This window comes from Mesorhizobium sp. WSM4308, from assembly GCF_002294905.1.
GTDB lineage: Bacteria > Pseudomonadota > Alphaproteobacteria > Rhizobiales > Rhizobiaceae > Mesorhizobium.
On record NZ_NSFW01000009.1, the window covers coordinates 112,131 to 129,054 of the forward strand.

Below are 16,924 nucleotides of genomic sequence, written 5' to 3' on the forward strand. Positions count from 1 at the left end.
AGGAGCACGAACGATGAAGCATATTTCTAGGATTTTTGCCGCAGCAGCGGTGTCACTGGCGGCGGCCCTTCCCGCCTATGCCGAGACGACGCTGACGGTTCACTACCCGATGCCCGGCTTCTTCAAGAACGTGATGGACACGATCTCGAAGAAGTTCATGGAGGAAAATCCCGACATCAGGATCCAGTTCGCCAGCCCGTCGGCAACCTATGAAGAGGGCATCCAGACCATCCTTCGCCAGGCCGGCACCGACGAGATGCCCGACATCACCTTCATCGGCCTCAACCGCCTGCGCATGCTCAATGAGCGCGACGTTGCGGTCGATCTCGGCCCGCTGGTCAAGAGGGAAGGCAATATGGCGGAGCTCGGCTTCTCCGATACGATCCTGAAGCTGGCGCAGGTCAATGGCAAGCAGGTTGGCCTCGCCTTCGCCACCTCCAATCCGATCATGTATTACAACGCCGACCTGGTGAAGGCGGCCGGCGGCGATCCGGACAATCCGCCCAAGACCTGGGACGAGGTCATCGCGCTCGGCGGCAAAATCAAGGCGCTCGGCAATGGCATCGACGGGATCGACTTCCGCTGGCAGGGCGATGACTGGATGTTCTCGGCGCTGCTGTTCGGCGCCGGCGGCAAGATGCTGAACGAGGACGAAAGCAAGGTCGCCTTCAACGGGCCGGAAGGCGAGAAGGCGGTGGAGACCCTCGAGCGCATGGTGAAGGAAGGCGGCATGCCGGTCTTCACCAAGCCGGCGGGCGAACAGGCGTTCGCGGCCGGCAAGGTCGGCTTCGAATTCCAGACCACCGGTGCGCTGGTCAACACGATCAAGAATGTCGGCGACAAGTTCACCCTGCGCACGGCCAAGATCCCGCTGATCGATCCGATCAACGGCCATCTGCCGACCGGCGGCAATGCCGTGGTCATCCTGACCAAGGACGCGGCCAAGCAGGAGGCCGCCTGGAAGTTCGCGAAATTCGCCGCCGGCCCCTATGGCGCCTCCGTCGTGGTGCCGGGTACCGGCTATGTCCCCAACAACGAACTGGCGGCGAAGTCTCCCGAGTATCTCGGCGATTTCTACAAGAAGAACCCGCTGTTCCAGGCCGGGCTCAGCCAGATGCCGCTGATGGTTCCGTGGTATGCCTTCCCGGGCACCAATGGGGTCAAGGTCACGCAGACGATCGTCGACAATCTGTCGCGCATCGTCGACCAGTCGGCCTCACCCAAGGAAGCGCTCTATGACGCGGCAAGCGACGTCGAAGGCATGTTGCCGACGCAGTAAGGGTTGTGTGGCGGCTTCTTCCTTTCCCCTTGTGGGGGAAGGTGGATCGGCGCGCAGCGCCGAGACGGATGAGGGGTATTCCAGCGGAGTGAGGCGTGGTGTTCCCTGGAGCACCCCTCATCCGATCTCGCTTCGCGAGGCCACCTTTCTCCCGCAAGGGTGTTTGGACCGGGGACATCGCGAACAGGTGTGCGATTTTCCCGATCCAAACAAAGGAGAGAAGGAAGAGAGCGCTACACCGGCCGATAAACCTTTTCGGCCGTGTTCCAGAAAATGTCGGCCTCGGTTTCTGCACCATGTTTCGCCACCGCATCGCGGTGCGCCTTGATCAACTCGGCATGGCTGGTCCAGAGCTTCTCGATCGGGAAATTCGAGCCGAACATCAGATGATCCGCACCCAGAATATCGATGGCGTTGTCGACGATATAGGCAATCAGCGCCGGGTCGTTGCGGTGGACGAAGGTGCCGAGACCGGACAGCTTGGCATAGAGGTTTGGTGCGGCCGAAAGCGTGCGAAGTCCGGCCTTCCAGGCCTCGGTGGCTTCCTGATCCGCGCCGGTCAGCATGCCGGCATGGGTGAGGATGAAGTTGGTCTCGGGGTTCTCGCCGACCAGCGTCAGCCCGTCCTTCATCTGGGCGGGGAAGAGCTGCAGGTCGAAGGACAGGCCGTAATCCTTCAGCCTCGCGACATTGGCCCGCACCTTGGGGTCGATGACCTGATCCGCCGAGGCGGCAAAGCGGAAAGCCGGCGTCTCGTGCCAGTGCAATTGCATGCGCACGCCGCGCAGCAGCCTGTATTGCATCAGCCGGTCGATCTGAGGCCTGACATCGTCGACCGTCATGTCGGCATAGCCGACGATGGCATGCGGCCAGCCGGTCTCGCCAGCGGTCGTCTGCAGGAAGGCGACTTCCTTCTCGAAATCCTCCTTCGCCCAGTTGGTCTGGACATAGACGGCTTTCTCGACGCCTGACCTCTTCTGGTCCTCGAGGAATTCGCCGATCGGATAGTCGCGACGGATTGGCTCGTAGGGGCCGAAGATGCGCGGCACTATCGGCCCGACCAGCCAGGGCTGATCCTTCTGGCGCCAGATGTGGAAATGCGCGTCGATGGCTTTCTGCATCACGATACCCCTTTCCAGATTGTCGATGCCGTGGGGGCAGGGCGGGCGAGCGACAGGATGAAATCGGTGAGGCTGGTCAGCGACGAGCCGTCGATGAGATCGTCGAGATCAGGCAGGATGGCGCGCAGCGCTGCCGTTGCCGGCCGGAAGCGCGGGTCGCCGGCCAAAGGCGTGGCCAGCGACAGCCGGAAGGCGCGGGCGCTCAGCCGGCGCATCGCGGTCTCCAGTTCGGCATGGTCGCCGCGCTCCAGAGCGTCGGACAGGATGATGACTGCTGCTCCACGCGCGAAGGACGAGAAGCGCGGCACGGAGAGAAAGGCGAGCAACGTCGGCCCCATGCGGGTGCCGCCGTCCCAGTCGTCGACCTGGGCTACCGCGCGGGCCAGCGCCTGATCGCGGTCACGGATGCGCAGGGCCGAGGTGATGCGGGTGAGCCGCGTGCCGAAGGTGAATATCTCGGCGCGGCCGGCGCCTTGCACGGCGGCATGCGCCAGCTTGAGATAGTCCGCCGTGTGCAGTTTCATCGAGCCGGAGACGTCGATCAAGAGCAGCAGCTTGCGCGGCACGGTCTGGCGGCGGCGCAGCAGCGGCGAGGGCACGTCGCCATCGGCGCTGACGATTTCCCTGAGCGAGCGGCGCAGATCGAGCTTGCCACGCGAAGGGGTGCGCACGGTGCGGAAGGAGCGGCGGGCGGGCAAAGCGGAGGACAGTTTTCGGCGAAAGGCGGTCAGCCTGTCGTCGTCGCGCTGGAAGTCGCGCGTGCTCAACTGTTCCAGGGCCGAGGATAGCTCGCCGCCTTCCCGGCTACGCTCGGCCTCGGTCCGCTCATCGTCGGCGCCGCCATCATCCTTGATGCGGGTTTCCTCGTCTGCTTCGCCTTCGACCACGGCTGACGTGTTGCCGTAGAAATGGCTCTGGAAGTGGACCTCGAATTCGTCGCGGCGATCGGGTGGCGGTGCCAGCGTGGCAAGGGCGGCTTCGTGGATGTCAGACATTGAGCGTGGGCCAAGTAATGTCACGGCTTGCATGAAGCCGGAGATTTGTTCGGGTGCGACGGCGAAACCGTAGCGGCGTAGCAGTCGGCCGAAGCCGAGGAAGGGCGCGGCCGGGCGAGGCAGCGCCCTCACCCCAGCGCCTCCTCGACGATGCGGCCAAGCTCGGGCGCGATGTAGGAGAGATCTTCCTCGTCCTTGATCAGCACACCGATGGCGCGGCGGAAGGCCTCGGGCCATGGGCTGCCGCCCTTTTCCAGAATGGTGGCGGCGTTGGCCCATTCGACCGCTTCGGCGATACCGGGCGGCTTGGCCAGCGGCAGGGCACGGATGGTCTGCACGGCTGCCGCCACGGCGCGCGCGGTGGCCTCGGCGACATCGCCGGCGCGCAGCATGATGATGGCGGCCTCACGCTCGGCCTCGGGATAGCCGATCCAGTGGTAGACGCAACGGCGGCGCAGCGCTTCGGCGAGTTCGCGGGTGCGGTTCGAGGTCAGGATGACGATCGGCTGGGCGGCGGCGCGGATGGTGCCGCGCTCGGGAATGCTGATCTGGAAGTCGGAGAGGAATTCCAGCAGCAGCGCCTCGAATTCATGGTCGGAACGGTCGATCTCATCGACCAGCAGCACGCGCTGCTCCGGTGCCCGCAAGACCTGCAGGAGCGGGCGGGCGATCAGGAAACGGTCGTCATAGATGTCGATCTCATGCTCGCCGGCATGGCGGATGGCGAGCAGCTGGCGCTGGTAGTTCCATTCGTAGAGCGCGTGAGCGGCGTCGATGCCCTCATAGCATTGCAGCCGCACCAAATCGCGGCCGAGCAGCTCGGCGATCGCCTTGGCCGCTTCGGTCTTGCCGACGCCGGGCGCGCCTTCGAGCAGCAGGGGCTTGCCCAGCCGGATCGCCAGGAAGATGGCCGTGGAAAGGCTGTCGTCGGCCAGGTAGCACGAGGCGGCAAGGTGCTGCGCTACCGCCTCCGGCGAGGTCGCGACAGTCTCGGCGCTGAGCTCGGGCATGTCAGTTTGCCGCTTGCGCCTTGAGCGCGCGCAGGATGCGTTCCGGCGTGATCGGCAGCGTGTCGATGCGCACGCCGACCGCGTCGAAGACGGCATTGGCGACCGCCGGTATCTGCGGGTTGGCGCACATTTCCCCCGGACCCTTGGCGCCGTAAGGCCCGTCCGCCGACGGCCGCTCCAGCACAATGATCTCGGTCTGCGCGAGGTCGCCGGGACCCGGCATCAGGTATTGGTTGAAATCGGTTCCGCCATGGTCGCGGTTGGGATAATAGGGCTCGGTGGTCTCATAGAGCGCGTGGCTGATGCCCATCCAGGAACCGCCGACCAGCTGCTGCTCGACCATTTTCGGGTTCAGCGCGCGGCCGATCTCGAACACGTTCTTGACCGTTAAAACCGTGACTTCGCCGGTCTCGTCATCGACCTCGACTTCGGCCACGGTGCAGGCGTGGGCGTAGCAGGTCGACGGCTTCATCGCGCCGGTCTCCTTGTCCGGGTAGGAGCGCGGGATCAGGAACATGCCCCGGCCCGATATGGACCGGCCGCGCTTGAAATGCGCCGACAGCGCGACATCGAAGATCGAGATCGATTTCTGCGGTGCGCCCTTGACCAGGATGTTGCCCTGGCCGTCGGTCTCGAGGTCAGAGGCGTTGACCTCCAGTTCCTCGGCAGCGACTTCCAGCATCACCTGGCGCGCTTCCCTGGCCGCCTGGATGACGGCGTTGCCGGCGCGGTGGGTGCCGCGCGAGGCGAAGGTGCCCATGCAGTGCGGGCCGGTGTCGGTGTCGGCGGTGTCGACGACGACGCGGTCGGTCGGCACGCCGATGGTCTCGGCGCAGATCTGCGCCATGATCTGCTTCATGCCCTGGCCGAGATCGACCGACGAAAGCGTCACCATGAAATTGCCGGTCGGCGTCGAATGGACCAGCGCTTGGGTCGGGTCGCCGCCAAGATTCATGCCGGTGGGATAGTTGATCGCAGCGACGCCGCGTCCACGCCGGATCGCCATATCAGGCTCCCTTCCTGTAGGAGGACATCGCCATGAATTTCTCCGCCACCGGCCAGTTGGCGGCGCGCGAGGCTTCCTGCATGCACTCGATGAGCGCTGCCCCTTCCGTCGGCTGGCGATGCGCCTTCATGTCGCCGTCGCGATAGGCGTTGATGAAGCGGAATTCGAGCGGGTCCATGCCGATCAGCCGCGCCAGCTTGTCCATCTGCACCTCCAGCGCGAAGTCGCCGATGGTGACGCCGAAGCCGCGCATGGCCGAGGACGGCGTGCGGTTGGTGTAGACGCAATAGGTGTCGATCCAGACATTGGGGATGGTGTAGGGGCCTGGATAGTGCCCGGCACCCTTCTGCGCGCCATAGGGCGAGTGGCGCGAATAGGCGCCGGCATCGGTGTAGCCGGTGACCTTTCGGGCGACGATACGGCCGTCCTTCATGACGCCGTCCTTGATGACGACTTTTTCGGCCGCGCGGGGCGAGGATATCTGCATTTCCTCCTCACGGCTGTAGACAAAGGAGACCGGCCGGCCCGTGAGCTTGGCGCTGAGGATGGCGATGGGCTCGACGATGACGTCGACCTTGCCGCCAAAACCGCCGCCGACCGTCCCGCCGACGAAATGCAGCTTGCTGCCCGGCATCTGCAGGATGATCGAGGTGTTGTCGAGGGTGAAGAACATCGCCTGCGTGTTGGTGTAGCAGGTGAAGCGGTCATTGCCTTCGGGCGCCACCACGCAGCCGGTGGTCTCGGTCGGCGCATGCTCGATCGGCGAGGATTGGTAGCTCTGCTCCAGGATATGGTCGGCGCCGGCAAAGCCCGCCTCGACATCGCCGAAACGCACCTTGCGGCACTCGCCGCTGTCATAGAGGTAATAGTTCTGGCCGTGATATTCGTTGACCAGCGGCGCGCCGGGCTTCAGCGCTTCCTCCATGTCGAAGACGGCCGGCAGCACTTCGTAGTCGATCTTGATCTTGGCTGCGGCCTCCTGCGCGGCGCGCTCGGTCTCGGCAAGCACCGCCACCACGGCCTCGCCCTTCCAGCGCACCTTGCCGTCGGCCAGCACCGTCTCGTCCTCAGGGCCGATCTGGATGAGGATCAGGATGGTGTAGACATTGTGCGGCACGTCCTTGGCGGTCAGTACCTTGACGACCCCCGGATGTTTCTCCGCCTCGGATGTGTCGATCGAGCGGATGCGGGCATGGTGGTGCGGGCTGCGCACCATCTTCAGGTGCAGCATGCCGGGAAAGCTGCGGTCTGCGAAAAAGGCGGTCTTGCCGGTGACATGGCCGGGCGAATCCGAACGCGGCCGGGGCTGGCCGATTTCGTGCAGATCGTCCTTGCGGACATCGGCGAAGTAGTTCTTGCGCAATTCCATCGTTGGTCCCTCAGGCCGCGTTCTGCGAATTGGCACGGGCCGCCGTGAGCACTGCCTGGATGATCGGCTCGTAGCCGGTGCAGCGGCAGATATTGCCGGACAGCGCCTCCACCACCTCGTCGCGGCTGGGGTTTGGCGTGTGGTCGAGCAGCACCTTGGCGGCCATGATCATGCCCGGCGTGCAGAAGCCGCATTGCGTGGCGAAGGTGTCGAGGAAGGCGCGCTGCAGAGGATGCAGCACGCCGCCTTCGGCGAGGCCCGATGTCGTGGTGATGGCAGCGCCATTGCAGGTTTCGGCCAAGGTCAGGCAGGACAGCCTGAGTTCGCCGTCGATGATGACCGAGCAGGCGCCGCATGTGCCTTGGTGGCAGCCGCCCTTCGGCGAGGTGTCGCCGATCTTGTCGCGCAGAGCGTTGAGCAGCGTCGTGCCGCTGTCGATGAATTCGGCTTTCTCGGAGCCGTTGAGCGTGAATTGAACCGGGATCTTCGCCATGTTTCCTCCTTGCGCGCCTGCCCGACGGATCGGACAGACGCGCGCCCCCCAACGGTGATTTCAGGCCAGCAGCAGCCGGCCGAGATGGATCGGCAGGACTTCAGCGCGGTACCATGCGCTGGCGATCGGATCGGTGACCGGCGCAATGCCCTCGGTGGCGGCGGCCAATGCTGCCGCGATGCCGTTCTGGTCGAGTTTCTTTCCCTCGAGCGCCTTTTCCGTCGCCTTGGCCCGCATTGGCCGGTCCGCCATGCAGCCAAGCGCGATCCGCGCCGAGGACACGGTGCCGTCGGCGGCCTGTTCCAGGACGGCCGCGATGCTGAGCACCGAAACGCCTTTGGGCTTGACCCGCGACACTTTCAGGAAGCGGAAGCCGTCGGCCTTTGGCAGTGTGAAACTGACTGACGTGACGATGGAGCGGCTGCCGTCCCGCTTGGCGAGAAAAGTCTCGATCGGCAATTCGCCATCCTCGGTGCCGACCATGGCGTCGAGCGCCAGCAAGGCCACGGCGAAATCGCCATAGGGTGCCGGCGCGAACAGATTGCCGCCGACAGTCGCCATGTTGCGGATCGCCGGACCGCCGACGGCGCGCGCGGCCTTGGCAAGGATGGCGAGCTCGGGATGACGGGCGATCGCCGCCATGGTCACCGATGCGCCGATGCGGACCTTGCGGTCGGCGACCGTGATGGCCATGAGCGCCGGGTCGGTCGATCTGACAAGGCCGAAGACCAAAACATCGCCTTCATTGGCCGCGCGGACCACGAGTGTGCCGCCGCCGAGATAGCGGGTGCCGGGCGCCTTCAGCGCCGCATTGGCGTCCTTCACGGTCGGGAAAGTCTGGAGGGCAAGCGCCATGGAACGCTCCTGTTCTGAAGCCCAGTTCAGCTCTGGCCGGCAAAATGGCTCTTCAGGGCGTTGAAACCGCCCTGGAAGACGTTGGTGCCCATGCCGGCGGCGATCTTGTCGGCTTCTTCGGGGGCTGCATCGAAGCTGGCGGTCCATTCGGCATAGGTGCGGTCGCCATCGGTGACACGCCTGAGCTGCAGCGTCGCCTTGTGGTTGGTCAGCGGCTGCGGCGTTTCCAGGATGGAATAGCTGACGAGGAAGTTCTCATCGGAAAGGTCGAGCAGTTTTTCGCGCAGCCGCGCGCCGGTGATCAGCTCGAAATTGCGCACGCAGCCGATCGTCGAGGCGTCCTTGCCATCCTCGATATGGCTTTCGACCATGCGCGGATGCCAGCCCGGCAGGCCGTTGAAGTCGCGTATGCGCGACCAGACCTTTTCGACCGGCGCGTCGATGACGCTGGAGATGGTGACTTTTGCCATAGGACGTTCCCTTGCGAATGCGATAGTCGGGCAAGGGTAGGGCGGTGGCCTGGCTGACGCTTATCAATGCGTCTTGTGCGCGTATCAAGGAGTCTGAAAAAGCAGGCTCAGGCGGTTGCCCGCGCGGCCTCGCGATAAAGCGTCGGCGGCACGCCGACATGGTCGCGGAAGAAGCGCGAGAAATTGCCCTGCGTGGTGAAGCCGAGATTGCAGGCGACCGAGATCAGCGGCTCCTGCGACCAATGCAGCTGCCGCACGGCTTCCTCCATGCGCAGCGTGTTCCAGTAGACGTTGGGCGTCAGATTGGTCTGTTCCTTGAACAGGGCGAAGAAATGCGGCCGCGACAGGCCGACGCTGCGCGCCACATCGTCGAAGGAGATGCGTTCGCAGACATTGGCCTTCATCAGCTGGATGGCCTTGCGGACGCGGAAATCCTGCAGGGTGTTGATGCGGGTGCGCGCCTCCTGCGGCGCCGACGCATCGGCGGCATCGAGCACCGAATCAATGAAGCGCTCGATCTCGTAATTGGCAACATCGTCGACGCTTTCATTGTCGGTCAGATGGTCGAGCAGGCTGGCGGCGGCCTGGTGCAGCCAGGGCTCCAGCGTGATCGCCGCCTGGGCAAACAGCGGCGCGGAGGAGGGCAGGTCGCGGCGACGGCGCGCCCAATCGGGATCGATGTAGAAGGCAAGGAACAGACCGGGCGTCCCGTTTTGCGACAGGACGTGGCTGTGCGGCTGGAAGGAATTGATGCCGGCGGCGGTGCAGGAACCGAGCCTTACCGTCTCGCGACCGATGGTCATCTCGCCGGCGGTGCCTTCGAGCCAGATGATGAGATGCGCCTCGACATGGGCATGGGTGACGAAGTCGCTTGCGACATTCAGGACAGAAACATGTCCGAACCGGCCCCAGTAGAGCCTGATCGCTTCCGTCATGGGTATATCCTCCCGCAGACGACTGGCCTCCCTTCGCCTGCCTGGAGATTGTGCTGCCGGTTGCCTGTTTCCGTCAAGACATAGGCTGTTGGCGGCAAACGGTGGTGGCTCGCTCCGGCTGATTTTCAGACTGAGCGATAGGAACCGGAACGAACAGCGCTTGGCAATGTCCTTCTCCCATGAGGGAGAAGGACAGGCACTTAAATGTCAGTCGTTGCGCCTGAAATTGCGGATGCGGTCGAACAGCACCGCCAGCAGGATGGCGCCGCCGATGAAGGTGCCTTGCCAGAAGGCATTGATGCCAAGCAGGCCAAGGCTGTTGCGGATGACCTCGATGAGGGCCGCGCCGACAATGGCGCCGAAGGCGGTGCCGACACCGCCGGCCAGGTTGGCGCCGCCGATGACGGTGGCGGCGATGACCTGCAGCTCCATGCCGGTGCCGAGATTGGTGGTGACGGCGCCGAGCCAGCCGGTCTGGATAATCCCGGCAATTCCCGCCGACAGCGCCGATATCATGTAGACGGCTACCTTGATCTGCTTCACTGGGACGCCGGTCAGCGTTGCCGCGTGCTCGTTGCCGCCAATGGCGAAGATGTGCCGGCCGAACTTGGTCCAGCGCAGGATGAAGCCGGTGATCAGCGCCAAAAGGATCATGTAGAGCACCGGATTGGCGATGCCGAACACCCAGGCGCCGCCGCCGAGCGCCAGCAGCTTGTCATGGTCCGGCCCGAACTGGAAGACGACGGTGTTGTTGGAGGCGACCATGGCCAGGCTGCGGGCAATCGACAGCATGCCGAGCGTCACCACGAAAGGTGGAAAGCCGAGATAGGCGGTCAGGATGCCGTTGAAGGCACCGATGGCGAGCGCGGTGGCGATCGAGGCCAGGATGCCGATTTCGATCGAATAGCCGGCATGCATGGTGACGGCCAGCACCATCGACGACAGGCACAGTACCGAGCCGACCGACAGATCGATGCCGCCGGTGATGATGACGAAGGTCATGCCGAGCGCGACGATGGCGACGAAGGTGATGTTGCGGGTGATGTTGTAGAGGTTCTTCGAGGTTGCGAAAGCGTCGGTGGCGAACGACAGGAAGATGCAGGCGAGGATGACGGCGATCACCACCCAGAAGGTCTGGGTGGAGAACAGCCGCGACAGGAAAGTGTGCTGCTTCTGCGCGATCGTCTGATCAAGGGTGACTGCCATTATCGACCTTTCCTGCCGGCGGCGATGCACGCCAGCCTGGTGAAATCCGGATTAGCCGCGCTCACGAGACCTGCTCGATGGCGCCAGTGATGAGCCCGGTGACCTCCTCGGGCGAGCTCGACGCGATTGCCTTGTCGGCGACCTTGCGTCCGCGCCGCATGACGATGACGCGGTCGGCGACGTCGAACACGTCGGGCATGCGGTGGCTGATCAGCACCACCGCTATGCCCTGGTCGCGCAGATGGCGGATCAGGTTGAGCACTTCGGCGACTTGCCTGACCGAGATCGCCGCCGTCGGTTCGTCCATCAGCACGATCTTGGCCTGCGACAGCATTGTGCGGGCGATCGCAACCGCCTGGCGCTGGCCGCCCGACATCTGCTTGACGAGATCGCGCGGGCGGGTCTCGGACTTCAGCTCGGCGAAGAGTTGGCCGGCGCGCTTGTACATCGCGGCATAGTCGAGGATGCGGAATGGACCGACGCCGCGCCGCAACTCGCGGCCGAGATAGACATTGGCGGCCGCTGTCAGATTGTTGCAGAGCGCAAGATCCTGGTGGACGATCTCGATGCCGTGCTGGCGGGCTTCCGCCGGCTTGTTCAGGATCAATTCCTTGTCGTCCATGCGCATGGTGCCATGGCTCGGATGGAAATTGCCGGCGATCATCTTGACCAGCGTCGACTTGCCGGCGCCATTGTCGCCCATCAGGCCGACGACCTGGCCGGGTTCGATCGACAGCGACACGTCGTTGACAGCCTGGATGGCGCCAAAATGCTTCGAGATGTTGGTGAGTTCGAGAACCGCCACCAGCCTGTTGCCTCCCATGTCTTGCTGCATGCCTTTTCCAGGTCGCAGCTCCGATATCGTGCTCCCCATTCCTCCCGGAAGCAACGATCTTCGGCATTTACGCGAATGCCCGCACGGGCGTCAATTGTCGAAATGGGCTATTTGTCAGACGAATAGCGACATGTGCCTCTGAAAAATCCGTTTTGTAGGACAAATAGCAATTGACGTTGGCGCCGCGCCGTTATTAGTTGACGGTCGGAGAAAGATATCCGGTCCCAAACCATTGTTGCGGCGGGACCGGTGGGAGGTTATCGGCCGTTCCGGCATGTTGGCGGTCCGGTCGCATCTGAAAATGCTTATCGGCCTTGCACGGCGGCACGAGCGTTGGCTCTGCCATCTCGCATCAGGTCGATTTGTATGGCGGGCACGCCGTGTCCGTCTGTTTCCAAGGGAGGACTGACATGAGGAAAACAGTATTGCTCGCCGCCGTCGCCGCCATGGCGCTGGGCGCCGGGCCGGCTTTGGCCAAGAAGCAGCTCGTCATCGTGGTGAAAGGTCTCGACAATCCATTCTTCGAAGCCATCCATCAGGGCTGCGAGAAATGGAACAAGGAGAACGCGAGTTCGGAATATGCGTGCTTCTACACCGGTCCGGCGTCGACTTCCGACGAGGCTGGCGAGGCACAGATCGTCCAGGATATGCTGAGCAAGCCCGACACGGTGGCGATGGCGATTTCGCCGTCCAACGCGCCGCTGATCGCGCAGACGATCAAGAGCGCCAATCCGTCGATCCCGATCATGACCGTCGACGCCGACCTTGCCAAGGAAGATGCAGCCCTTCGCAAGACCTATCTCGGCACCGACAACTATCTGATGGGCAAGAAGATCGGCGAGTACATCAAGAAGGCCAAGCCGAATGGCGGCACGATCTGCACGATCGAAGGCAATCCGGCTGCCGACAACATCCTGCGCCGCGCACAAGGCATGCGCGACGCTCTGACGGGCAAGGAAGGTCTCGCGACACTTGCCGGTGAAGGCGGATGGACGGAAGTCGCCGGCTGCCCGGTGTTCACCAACGACGACGGCGCCAAGGGCGTTCAGGCGATGACGGACATCCTCGCCGCCAACCCCAAGCTCGACGCCTTCGGCATCATGGGCGGTTGGCCGCTGTTCGGCGCGCCGCAGCCTTATCGTGACCTGGTTGGACCGCTGAAGGACCGGCTGGCCAAGAACGACTTCGTCATCGGCGCCGCCGACACGATCGGCGACGAAGTGGCGATCGCCAAGGACGGCCTGGTCACCGCGCTGGTCGGCCAGCGGCCCTTTGAAATGGGCTACAAGGCGCCGTCGGTGATGATCGACCTGATCACGGGCAAGAAGGTCGACGATCCGGTCTTCACCGGCCTCGATGAGTGCACCAAGGACACGGTCGACACCTGCATCCAGAAATAGGTCTTTCGATCCGGGGCGCTCGTCTGACGGGCGCCCCGTCAATTCCTGAGCGAGACGCCGTGGCAAGGGGCAACAGGCTCCGGCCTCGACGCGTCCGTGGTTTGGATTTTTCGGTGACGGGATCGGCGCGCCACAGGGTTCGGAGTATCTCCGGGCGACAGGCGGTCGACCGTATTGGAACGTGGATGCCCCAGGACAAGGCAAAGAAGCAAGCCAGCCGGGCCAAGGCGCAAGCCAGCCGCGATCCGGCGGTCGTGCGCAGGGCGGATGCGGCGCACTTTCCCGGGTCCAGTGTTCATGCCTCGCTCGCCAGCGAGATTGGTCTGCGGATCGTGCGCGGCGACTATCCGCCCGGCAGCATCCTGCCCAACGAGGCCAAATGGGCCGAGACGTTCAACGTCAGCCGCTCGGCGGTGCGCGAGGCGATCAAAATGCTGATGGCCAAGAGTCTTTTGGCATCACGTCCCAAGATCGGCAGTTGGGTCGAACCGAAGGAGCGCTGGAACCTGCTCGACCGCGACGTGCTCGCCTGGTACGCGACCGCACCCGACCGTGAAACCTTCCTGCGCACCGTGCAGGAGTTCCGCCATATCATCGAACCGGAAGCATCCGCCTTTGCCGCCGTGCGGCGCAGCGACGAGCAGATGGCCGAGATCAGCCTGGCCTGCCGCGAGATGGGCGAGGCTGCGAACCTGCCGGAACGCATCCGTGCCGACACGCGGTTCCACCTCGCCATCCTGCGGGCCTCGGGCAACGACCTTCTGGTGCCGCTCGGCGTGCTGATCGAGTCCGCGCTCGACCATCTCTTCGTCTTCACGACACGCCAGATCAGCGACCAGACCCGGGCGCAGAAACTGCACGAGGCGATCGAGAAGAACATCCGCCTGCAACGGCCGGCGGCGGCGCGCAATGCCGTGCACAAGCTGCTTGCCGACACCGATGAGGGGATCGGCAGCCGGCGGCGTTAGCCGTCCGGCGGTTAGATCAATTCCAGGAAAAGTGTGAAACGGTTTTCCCGGGAAAAGCGCATAGCGCTTTCCCTGGGGAATTGCGTCAAACAAAGAGTTACAGCCTTAGATCGTCTGCTTCTTGCCATCCTTGGTCGGCATCAGATCGACGCCGTTGACCTTGCCGATATGGGTCGCCAGCATCGGCACGAACTGTTCGGCCGGGCCGGTGGCATGGGCGCCGGCGAAGGAGTTCTTGGTGGCGTTGCCGAGCGGGTTGGCGATGCCGGCGGCACCCGCCATCGATTCCAGATAAGTCAGGTCCTTGAAGGCGTTGGCGATGGTGAATTTGTGGGCGTCGCGGTCGCCTTCCAGTGTCCAGCGCATGAAGGTCTGGTAGAAGCCGCAATCCATGCGGCCATTGCGGATGACGCTGTCGAAACGTGGTGGCGAGATGCCGACCTTTTCGGCCAGGGCCAGCGCCTCGGAATAGATGGCGGCGTAGCCCAGCGAGATGAAATTGTTGAGCAGCTTCATGCGGTGGCCATCGCCGGTGTCGCCGATATGCACGATGCGGCCGGCCCAGGTCTCGATCACCGGCTTGACCCTTGCAAAGACGGCGTCGGGTGCGCCGACCATGGCGTCGAGCGTGCCTTCCCAGGCTTCTTTCGGCGTGCGACTCAGCGGCGCGTCGACAAAGTCGATGCCCAGCGCCTTGAGTTCGGCCGCAAGCGCCACGGTAGAGACTGGGTCCGAGGTCGAACAATCGACAACGACCGAGCCTTTTTTCAAGCCTTCCTTGAGGCCGCCGGGGCCTCGGATGATGGCCTCCACTTCGCGCGAACCGGTGACGCAGATGAAGACGATATCGGACGCCACTGCCACATCGTGCAAGGTCGACGCTTCCTTGGCGCCGCGGCCAAGAAGGTCCTCTGCCGGCTTGCGGTTCTTGCGGCCAAGGAATGTCAGGGGATAGCCCTTGTCGACGATGTTCTTGGCAATGCCGTGCCCCATCAGGCCAAGGCCGATGAAGCCGATCTTTTCGCGCGCGGTGGTGGTGTTCATGTCGTCGTCCTATTCCGGATTATCGATAATTGCGCCGCTGTTTTACCCATATGCGGTTGCAGAAAGCAATATTGTCTGACAATAGACGGCAATTCCAGAGCCTGTCATGGAGACCACAATGACGAAGCGGATCATGTTCACCGGCGGCAGCGGCAAGGCTGGGCGTCATGTCGTGCAATATCTTGTCGAACAGGGCTGTCAGGTGCTCAACATCGACACCAAGCCGCTCGACAATCCCAAGGTGCGCACGCTGATCACCGACATCACCGATAGCGGGCAGGTGTTCAACGCGCTGTCGAGCTATATGGGATTGCACGAATTCGACCCGTCGCTGCGCCCGCAACCGGTGGATGCGGTGGTGCATTTCGCCGCCATCCCGCGCATCATGATCACGCCGGACAATGAAGTGTTCCGCATCAATGCGATGGGCACCTACAATGTCATCGAGGCCGCGGTGAAGCTCGGCATCCGCAAGGTGATCGTCGCTTCCTCGGAGACGACCTATGGCCTAGTGTTCGCCAACGAGCCGCGTGACCCCAAATATTTCCCGCTCGACGAGGAGTATGACGTCGACCCAATGGACAGTTATGCGCTGTCCAAGGTCGTCAACGAGAAGACGGCGCGAGCCTTCGCGCAGCGCAATGGCACCGACATCTATGCCTTGCGCATCGGCAATGTCATCGAGCCGCATGAATATTCGCTGTTCCCGAAATGGTTCGCCGATCCGGGTTTCCGCAAGCGCATCGCCTGGAGCTATGTCGACGCGCGCGATCTCGGCCAGATCACGCTGCGCGCCATCGAGAAGGACGGGCTCGGCTACCAGGTGTTCAACGCCGCCAATGACGACACTTCGTCCGACCTGCCGACGGCCGAACTTTTGCGGCGGTTTTATCCCGATGTGCCGGTCAAGGCCGAACTCGGCGAATACGAGACGCTGCTTTCCAATCGCAAGGCGCGAGACATGCTCGACTTCCGTCCGGAGCATAGCTGGCGCAAATATGTCAAATAGGCCGAACGGGGATAAAATCGCGGCTGGGTTGTGCATAGAAGCGGGCTTTGCGGCCCAGCGCCCGCGCCGCGCTTGACAGGTTCCGCAAACCGGCCTTTCTGAAGTCCATGCGGGACGCAAAGCCGAACAAGGAAAGAGCGCCGAAAAAGCCGGCATCCGCCGAGCGCCAGCCCGGCGTTCGCCGATCCGATGCGGCGCGCATTCCCGGCGCCAGCGTGCACACGTCGCTGGCCAGCGAAATTGGCCTGCGGATCGTGCGCGGCGACTACCCGCCCGGCACCATCCTGCCCAATGAGGCGAAATGGTCGGAAACCTTCAGCGTCAGCCGGTCGGCGGTGCGCGAGGCGATCAAGATGCTGATGGCCAAGAGCCTCTTGGCCTCGCGCCCCAAGATCGGCAGCTGGGTCGAGCCCAGGGAACGCTGGAACCTGCTCGACCGCGACGTGCTCGCCTGGTACGCGACGTCGCCCGACCGCGAGGTGTTCCTCAAGACGGTGCAGGAGTTCCGCCACATCATCGAACCGGAAGCCACCGCCTTCGCCGCCATGCGTCGGACCGACGAGCAGATGGCCGAGATCAGCCAGGCCTGCCGCGAGATGGGGGAGGCGGCCACCCTGCAGGAGCGCACGCGCGCCGATACGCGTTTTCACCTGGCCATCCTGCGGGCTTCCGGCAACGACCTCCTGGTGCCGCTCGGCGTGCTCATCGAGTCGGCATTCGACCATCTCTTCACCTTCACCACACGGGCGGTCGACGACCTCAATCACGTGCAGAAGCTGCATGAGGCGATCGAGAAGAACATCCGGCTGCAACGCCCGGACGCGGCGCGCGCCGCGGTGCGCAAGCTGCTCGCCAACACCGACAACGTGATCAAGTCGCGCTAGGTTGTTGATATTCAGGTGACGCCGGCCTGCGAGCGGCAGTTTTTC

17 protein-coding genes are annotated in these 16,924 nt (G+C 63.7%); 5 read left to right on the top strand and 12 right to left on the bottom strand.

The window, feature by feature from the left end:
- The first annotated feature begins 13 nt into the window (after window positions 1-13).
- Window positions 14-1,279 carry an ABC transporter substrate-binding protein gene (locus CK227_RS18175; protein WP_095773842.1) on the top strand — a complete coding sequence of 422 codons (1,266 nt, stop codon included), beginning with the start codon at window positions 14-16 and terminating at the stop codon, window positions 1,277-1,279.
- Between the two features lie 233 nt (window positions 1,280-1,512).
- On the opposite strand, the gene CK227_RS18180 is transcribed toward CK227_RS18175, so the two are convergent.
- The 11 genes from CK227_RS18180 to CK227_RS18230 all read right to left on the bottom strand — a co-directional run bounded on the left by CK227_RS18180 (window position 1,513) and on the right by CK227_RS18230 (window position 11,544).
- Window positions 1,513-2,400, bottom strand: a complete 888-nt coding sequence (locus CK227_RS18180; RefSeq protein WP_179296477.1) for an amidohydrolase — start codon at window positions 2,398-2,400, stop codon at window positions 1,513-1,515.
- Entirely contained in the window at window positions 2,400-3,395 is a 996-nt protein-coding gene (locus CK227_RS18185) for a VWA domain-containing protein (RefSeq protein WP_245433482.1), read from the bottom strand. Before CK227_RS18185 ends, CK227_RS18180 begins: the two co-directional genes overlap by 1 nt.
- A gap of 128 nt (window positions 3,396-3,523) precedes the next feature.
- Complete coding sequence (locus tag CK227_RS18190; protein WP_095773845.1) at window positions 3,524-4,405, bottom strand: MoxR family ATPase; 882 nt, start codon at window positions 4,403-4,405, stop codon at window positions 3,524-3,526.
- Window position 4,406: 1 nt separating this feature from the next.
- Entirely contained in the window at window positions 4,407-5,411 is a 1,005-nt protein-coding gene (locus CK227_RS37830) for a molybdopterin cofactor-binding domain-containing protein (RefSeq protein WP_095773846.1), read from the bottom strand.
- 1 nt (window position 5,412) lies between these two features.
- Entirely contained in the window at window positions 5,413-6,780 is a 1,368-nt protein-coding gene (locus CK227_RS37835; RefSeq protein WP_095773847.1) for a xanthine dehydrogenase family protein molybdopterin-binding subunit, read from the bottom strand.
- A 10-nt stretch (window positions 6,781-6,790) separates the two neighbouring features.
- The gene (locus CK227_RS18205) at window positions 6,791-7,273 is read right to left on the bottom strand and encodes a (2Fe-2S)-binding protein (protein WP_095773848.1); all 483 of its coding nucleotides are present in this window, start codon (window positions 7,271-7,273) and stop codon (window positions 6,791-6,793) included.
- Window positions 7,274-7,333: 60 nt separating this feature from the next.
- On the bottom strand, window positions 7,334-8,128 hold the full coding sequence (locus CK227_RS18210; protein WP_095773849.1) for an FAD binding domain-containing protein: 795 nt from the start codon (window positions 8,126-8,128) through the stop codon (window positions 7,334-7,336).
- A 26-nt stretch (window positions 8,129-8,154) separates the two neighbouring features.
- Window positions 8,155-8,598, bottom strand: coding sequence for an SRPBCC family protein (locus CK227_RS18215; RefSeq protein ID WP_095773850.1), 444 nt, complete (start codon window positions 8,596-8,598; stop codon window positions 8,155-8,157).
- A gap of 107 nt (window positions 8,599-8,705) precedes the next feature.
- Window positions 8,706-9,533, bottom strand: coding sequence for an AraC family transcriptional regulator (locus CK227_RS18220; protein WP_095773851.1), 828 nt, complete (start codon window positions 9,531-9,533; stop codon window positions 8,706-8,708).
- Window positions 9,534-9,740: 207 nt separating this feature from the next.
- Window positions 9,741-10,739, bottom strand: coding sequence for an ABC transporter permease (locus tag CK227_RS18225; RefSeq protein WP_095773852.1), 999 nt, complete (start codon window positions 10,737-10,739; stop codon window positions 9,741-9,743).
- Window positions 10,740-10,800: 61 nt separating this feature from the next.
- Window positions 10,801-11,544 (bottom strand): ATP-binding cassette domain-containing protein, encoded by a 744-nt coding sequence (locus CK227_RS18230; RefSeq protein WP_027047043.1) that lies wholly within the window; start codon window positions 11,542-11,544, stop codon window positions 10,801-10,803.
- A gap of 440 nt (window positions 11,545-11,984) precedes the next feature.
- Here CK227_RS18230 and CK227_RS18235 point away from each other — a divergent pair, with 440 nt between their 5' ends.
- Together CK227_RS18235 and CK227_RS18240 are read left to right on the top strand one after the other, a co-directional pair.
- Entirely contained in the window at window positions 11,985-12,974 is a 990-nt protein-coding gene (locus CK227_RS18235) for a sugar-binding protein (RefSeq protein ID WP_095773853.1), read from the top strand.
- A 185-nt stretch (window positions 12,975-13,159) separates the two neighbouring features.
- A complete protein-coding gene (locus CK227_RS18240; protein ID WP_095773854.1) occupies window positions 13,160-13,942 on the top strand; it encodes a FadR/GntR family transcriptional regulator in 783 nt (260 codons plus the stop codon).
- A 105-nt stretch (window positions 13,943-14,047) separates the two neighbouring features.
- Here the strand turns inward: CK227_RS18240 and CK227_RS18245 are convergent, their stop codons facing one another.
- Window positions 14,048-14,986, bottom strand: a complete 939-nt coding sequence (locus CK227_RS18245; RefSeq protein WP_095773855.1) for an NAD(P)-dependent oxidoreductase — start codon at window positions 14,984-14,986, stop codon at window positions 14,048-14,050.
- A 118-nt stretch (window positions 14,987-15,104) separates the two neighbouring features.
- Here CK227_RS18245 and CK227_RS18250 point away from each other — a divergent pair, with 118 nt between their 5' ends.
- The gene (locus tag CK227_RS18250) at window positions 15,105-15,995 is read left to right on the top strand and encodes an NAD(P)-dependent oxidoreductase (RefSeq protein WP_095774024.1); all 891 of its coding nucleotides are present in this window, start codon (window positions 15,105-15,107) and stop codon (window positions 15,993-15,995) included.
- A 107-nt stretch (window positions 15,996-16,102) separates the two neighbouring features.
- The gene (locus tag CK227_RS18255; RefSeq protein ID WP_095774025.1) at window positions 16,103-16,879 is read left to right on the top strand and encodes a FadR/GntR family transcriptional regulator; all 777 of its coding nucleotides are present in this window, start codon (window positions 16,103-16,105) and stop codon (window positions 16,877-16,879) included.
- Window positions 16,880-16,924: the final 45 nt, after the last annotated feature.

Excerpts from the sequence above, each read along its gene's own strand:
- CK227_RS18175 (WP_095773842.1), top strand. The coding sequence starts at position 14 with ATGAAGCATATTTCTAGGATTTTTGCCGCAGCAGCGGTGTCACTGGCG.
- CK227_RS18180 (WP_179296477.1), bottom strand. The coding sequence starts at position 2,400 with ATGCAGAAAGCCATCGACGCGCATTTCCACATCTGGCGCCAGAAGGAT.
- CK227_RS18185 (WP_245433482.1), bottom strand. The coding sequence starts at position 3,395 with ATGTCTGACATCCACGAAGCCGCCCTTGCCACGCTGGCACCGCCACCC.
- CK227_RS18190 (WP_095773845.1), bottom strand. The coding sequence starts at position 4,405 with ATGCCCGAGCTCAGCGCCGAGACTGTCGCGACCTCGCCGGAGGCGGTA.
- CK227_RS37830 (WP_095773846.1), bottom strand. The coding sequence starts at position 5,411 with ATGGCGATCCGGCGTGGACGCGGCGTCGCTGCGATCAACTATCCCACC.
- CK227_RS37835 (WP_095773847.1), bottom strand. The coding sequence starts at position 6,780 with ATGGAATTGCGCAAGAACTACTTCGCCGATGTCCGCAAGGACGATCTG.
- CK227_RS18205 (WP_095773848.1), bottom strand. The coding sequence starts at position 7,273 with ATGGCGAAGATCCCGGTTCAATTCACGCTCAACGGCTCCGAGAAAGCC.
- CK227_RS18210 (WP_095773849.1), bottom strand. The coding sequence starts at position 8,128 with ATGGCGCTTGCCCTCCAGACTTTCCCGACCGTGAAGGACGCCAATGCG.
- CK227_RS18215 (WP_095773850.1), bottom strand. The coding sequence starts at position 8,598 with ATGGCAAAAGTCACCATCTCCAGCGTCATCGACGCGCCGGTCGAAAAG.
- CK227_RS18220 (WP_095773851.1), bottom strand. The coding sequence starts at position 9,533 with ATGACGGAAGCGATCAGGCTCTACTGGGGCCGGTTCGGACATGTTTCT.
- CK227_RS18225 (WP_095773852.1), bottom strand. The coding sequence starts at position 10,739 with ATGGCAGTCACCCTTGATCAGACGATCGCGCAGAAGCAGCACACTTTC.
- CK227_RS18235 (WP_095773853.1), top strand. The coding sequence starts at position 11,985 with ATGAGGAAAACAGTATTGCTCGCCGCCGTCGCCGCCATGGCGCTGGGC.
- CK227_RS18240 (WP_095773854.1), top strand. The coding sequence starts at position 13,160 with ATGCCCCAGGACAAGGCAAAGAAGCAAGCCAGCCGGGCCAAGGCGCAA.
- CK227_RS18245 (WP_095773855.1), bottom strand. The coding sequence starts at position 14,986 with ATGAACACCACCACCGCGCGCGAAAAGATCGGCTTCATCGGCCTTGGC.
- CK227_RS18250 (WP_095774024.1), top strand. The coding sequence starts at position 15,105 with ATGACGAAGCGGATCATGTTCACCGGCGGCAGCGGCAAGGCTGGGCGT.
- CK227_RS18255 (WP_095774025.1), top strand. The coding sequence starts at position 16,103 with ATGCGGGACGCAAAGCCGAACAAGGAAAGAGCGCCGAAAAAGCCGGCA.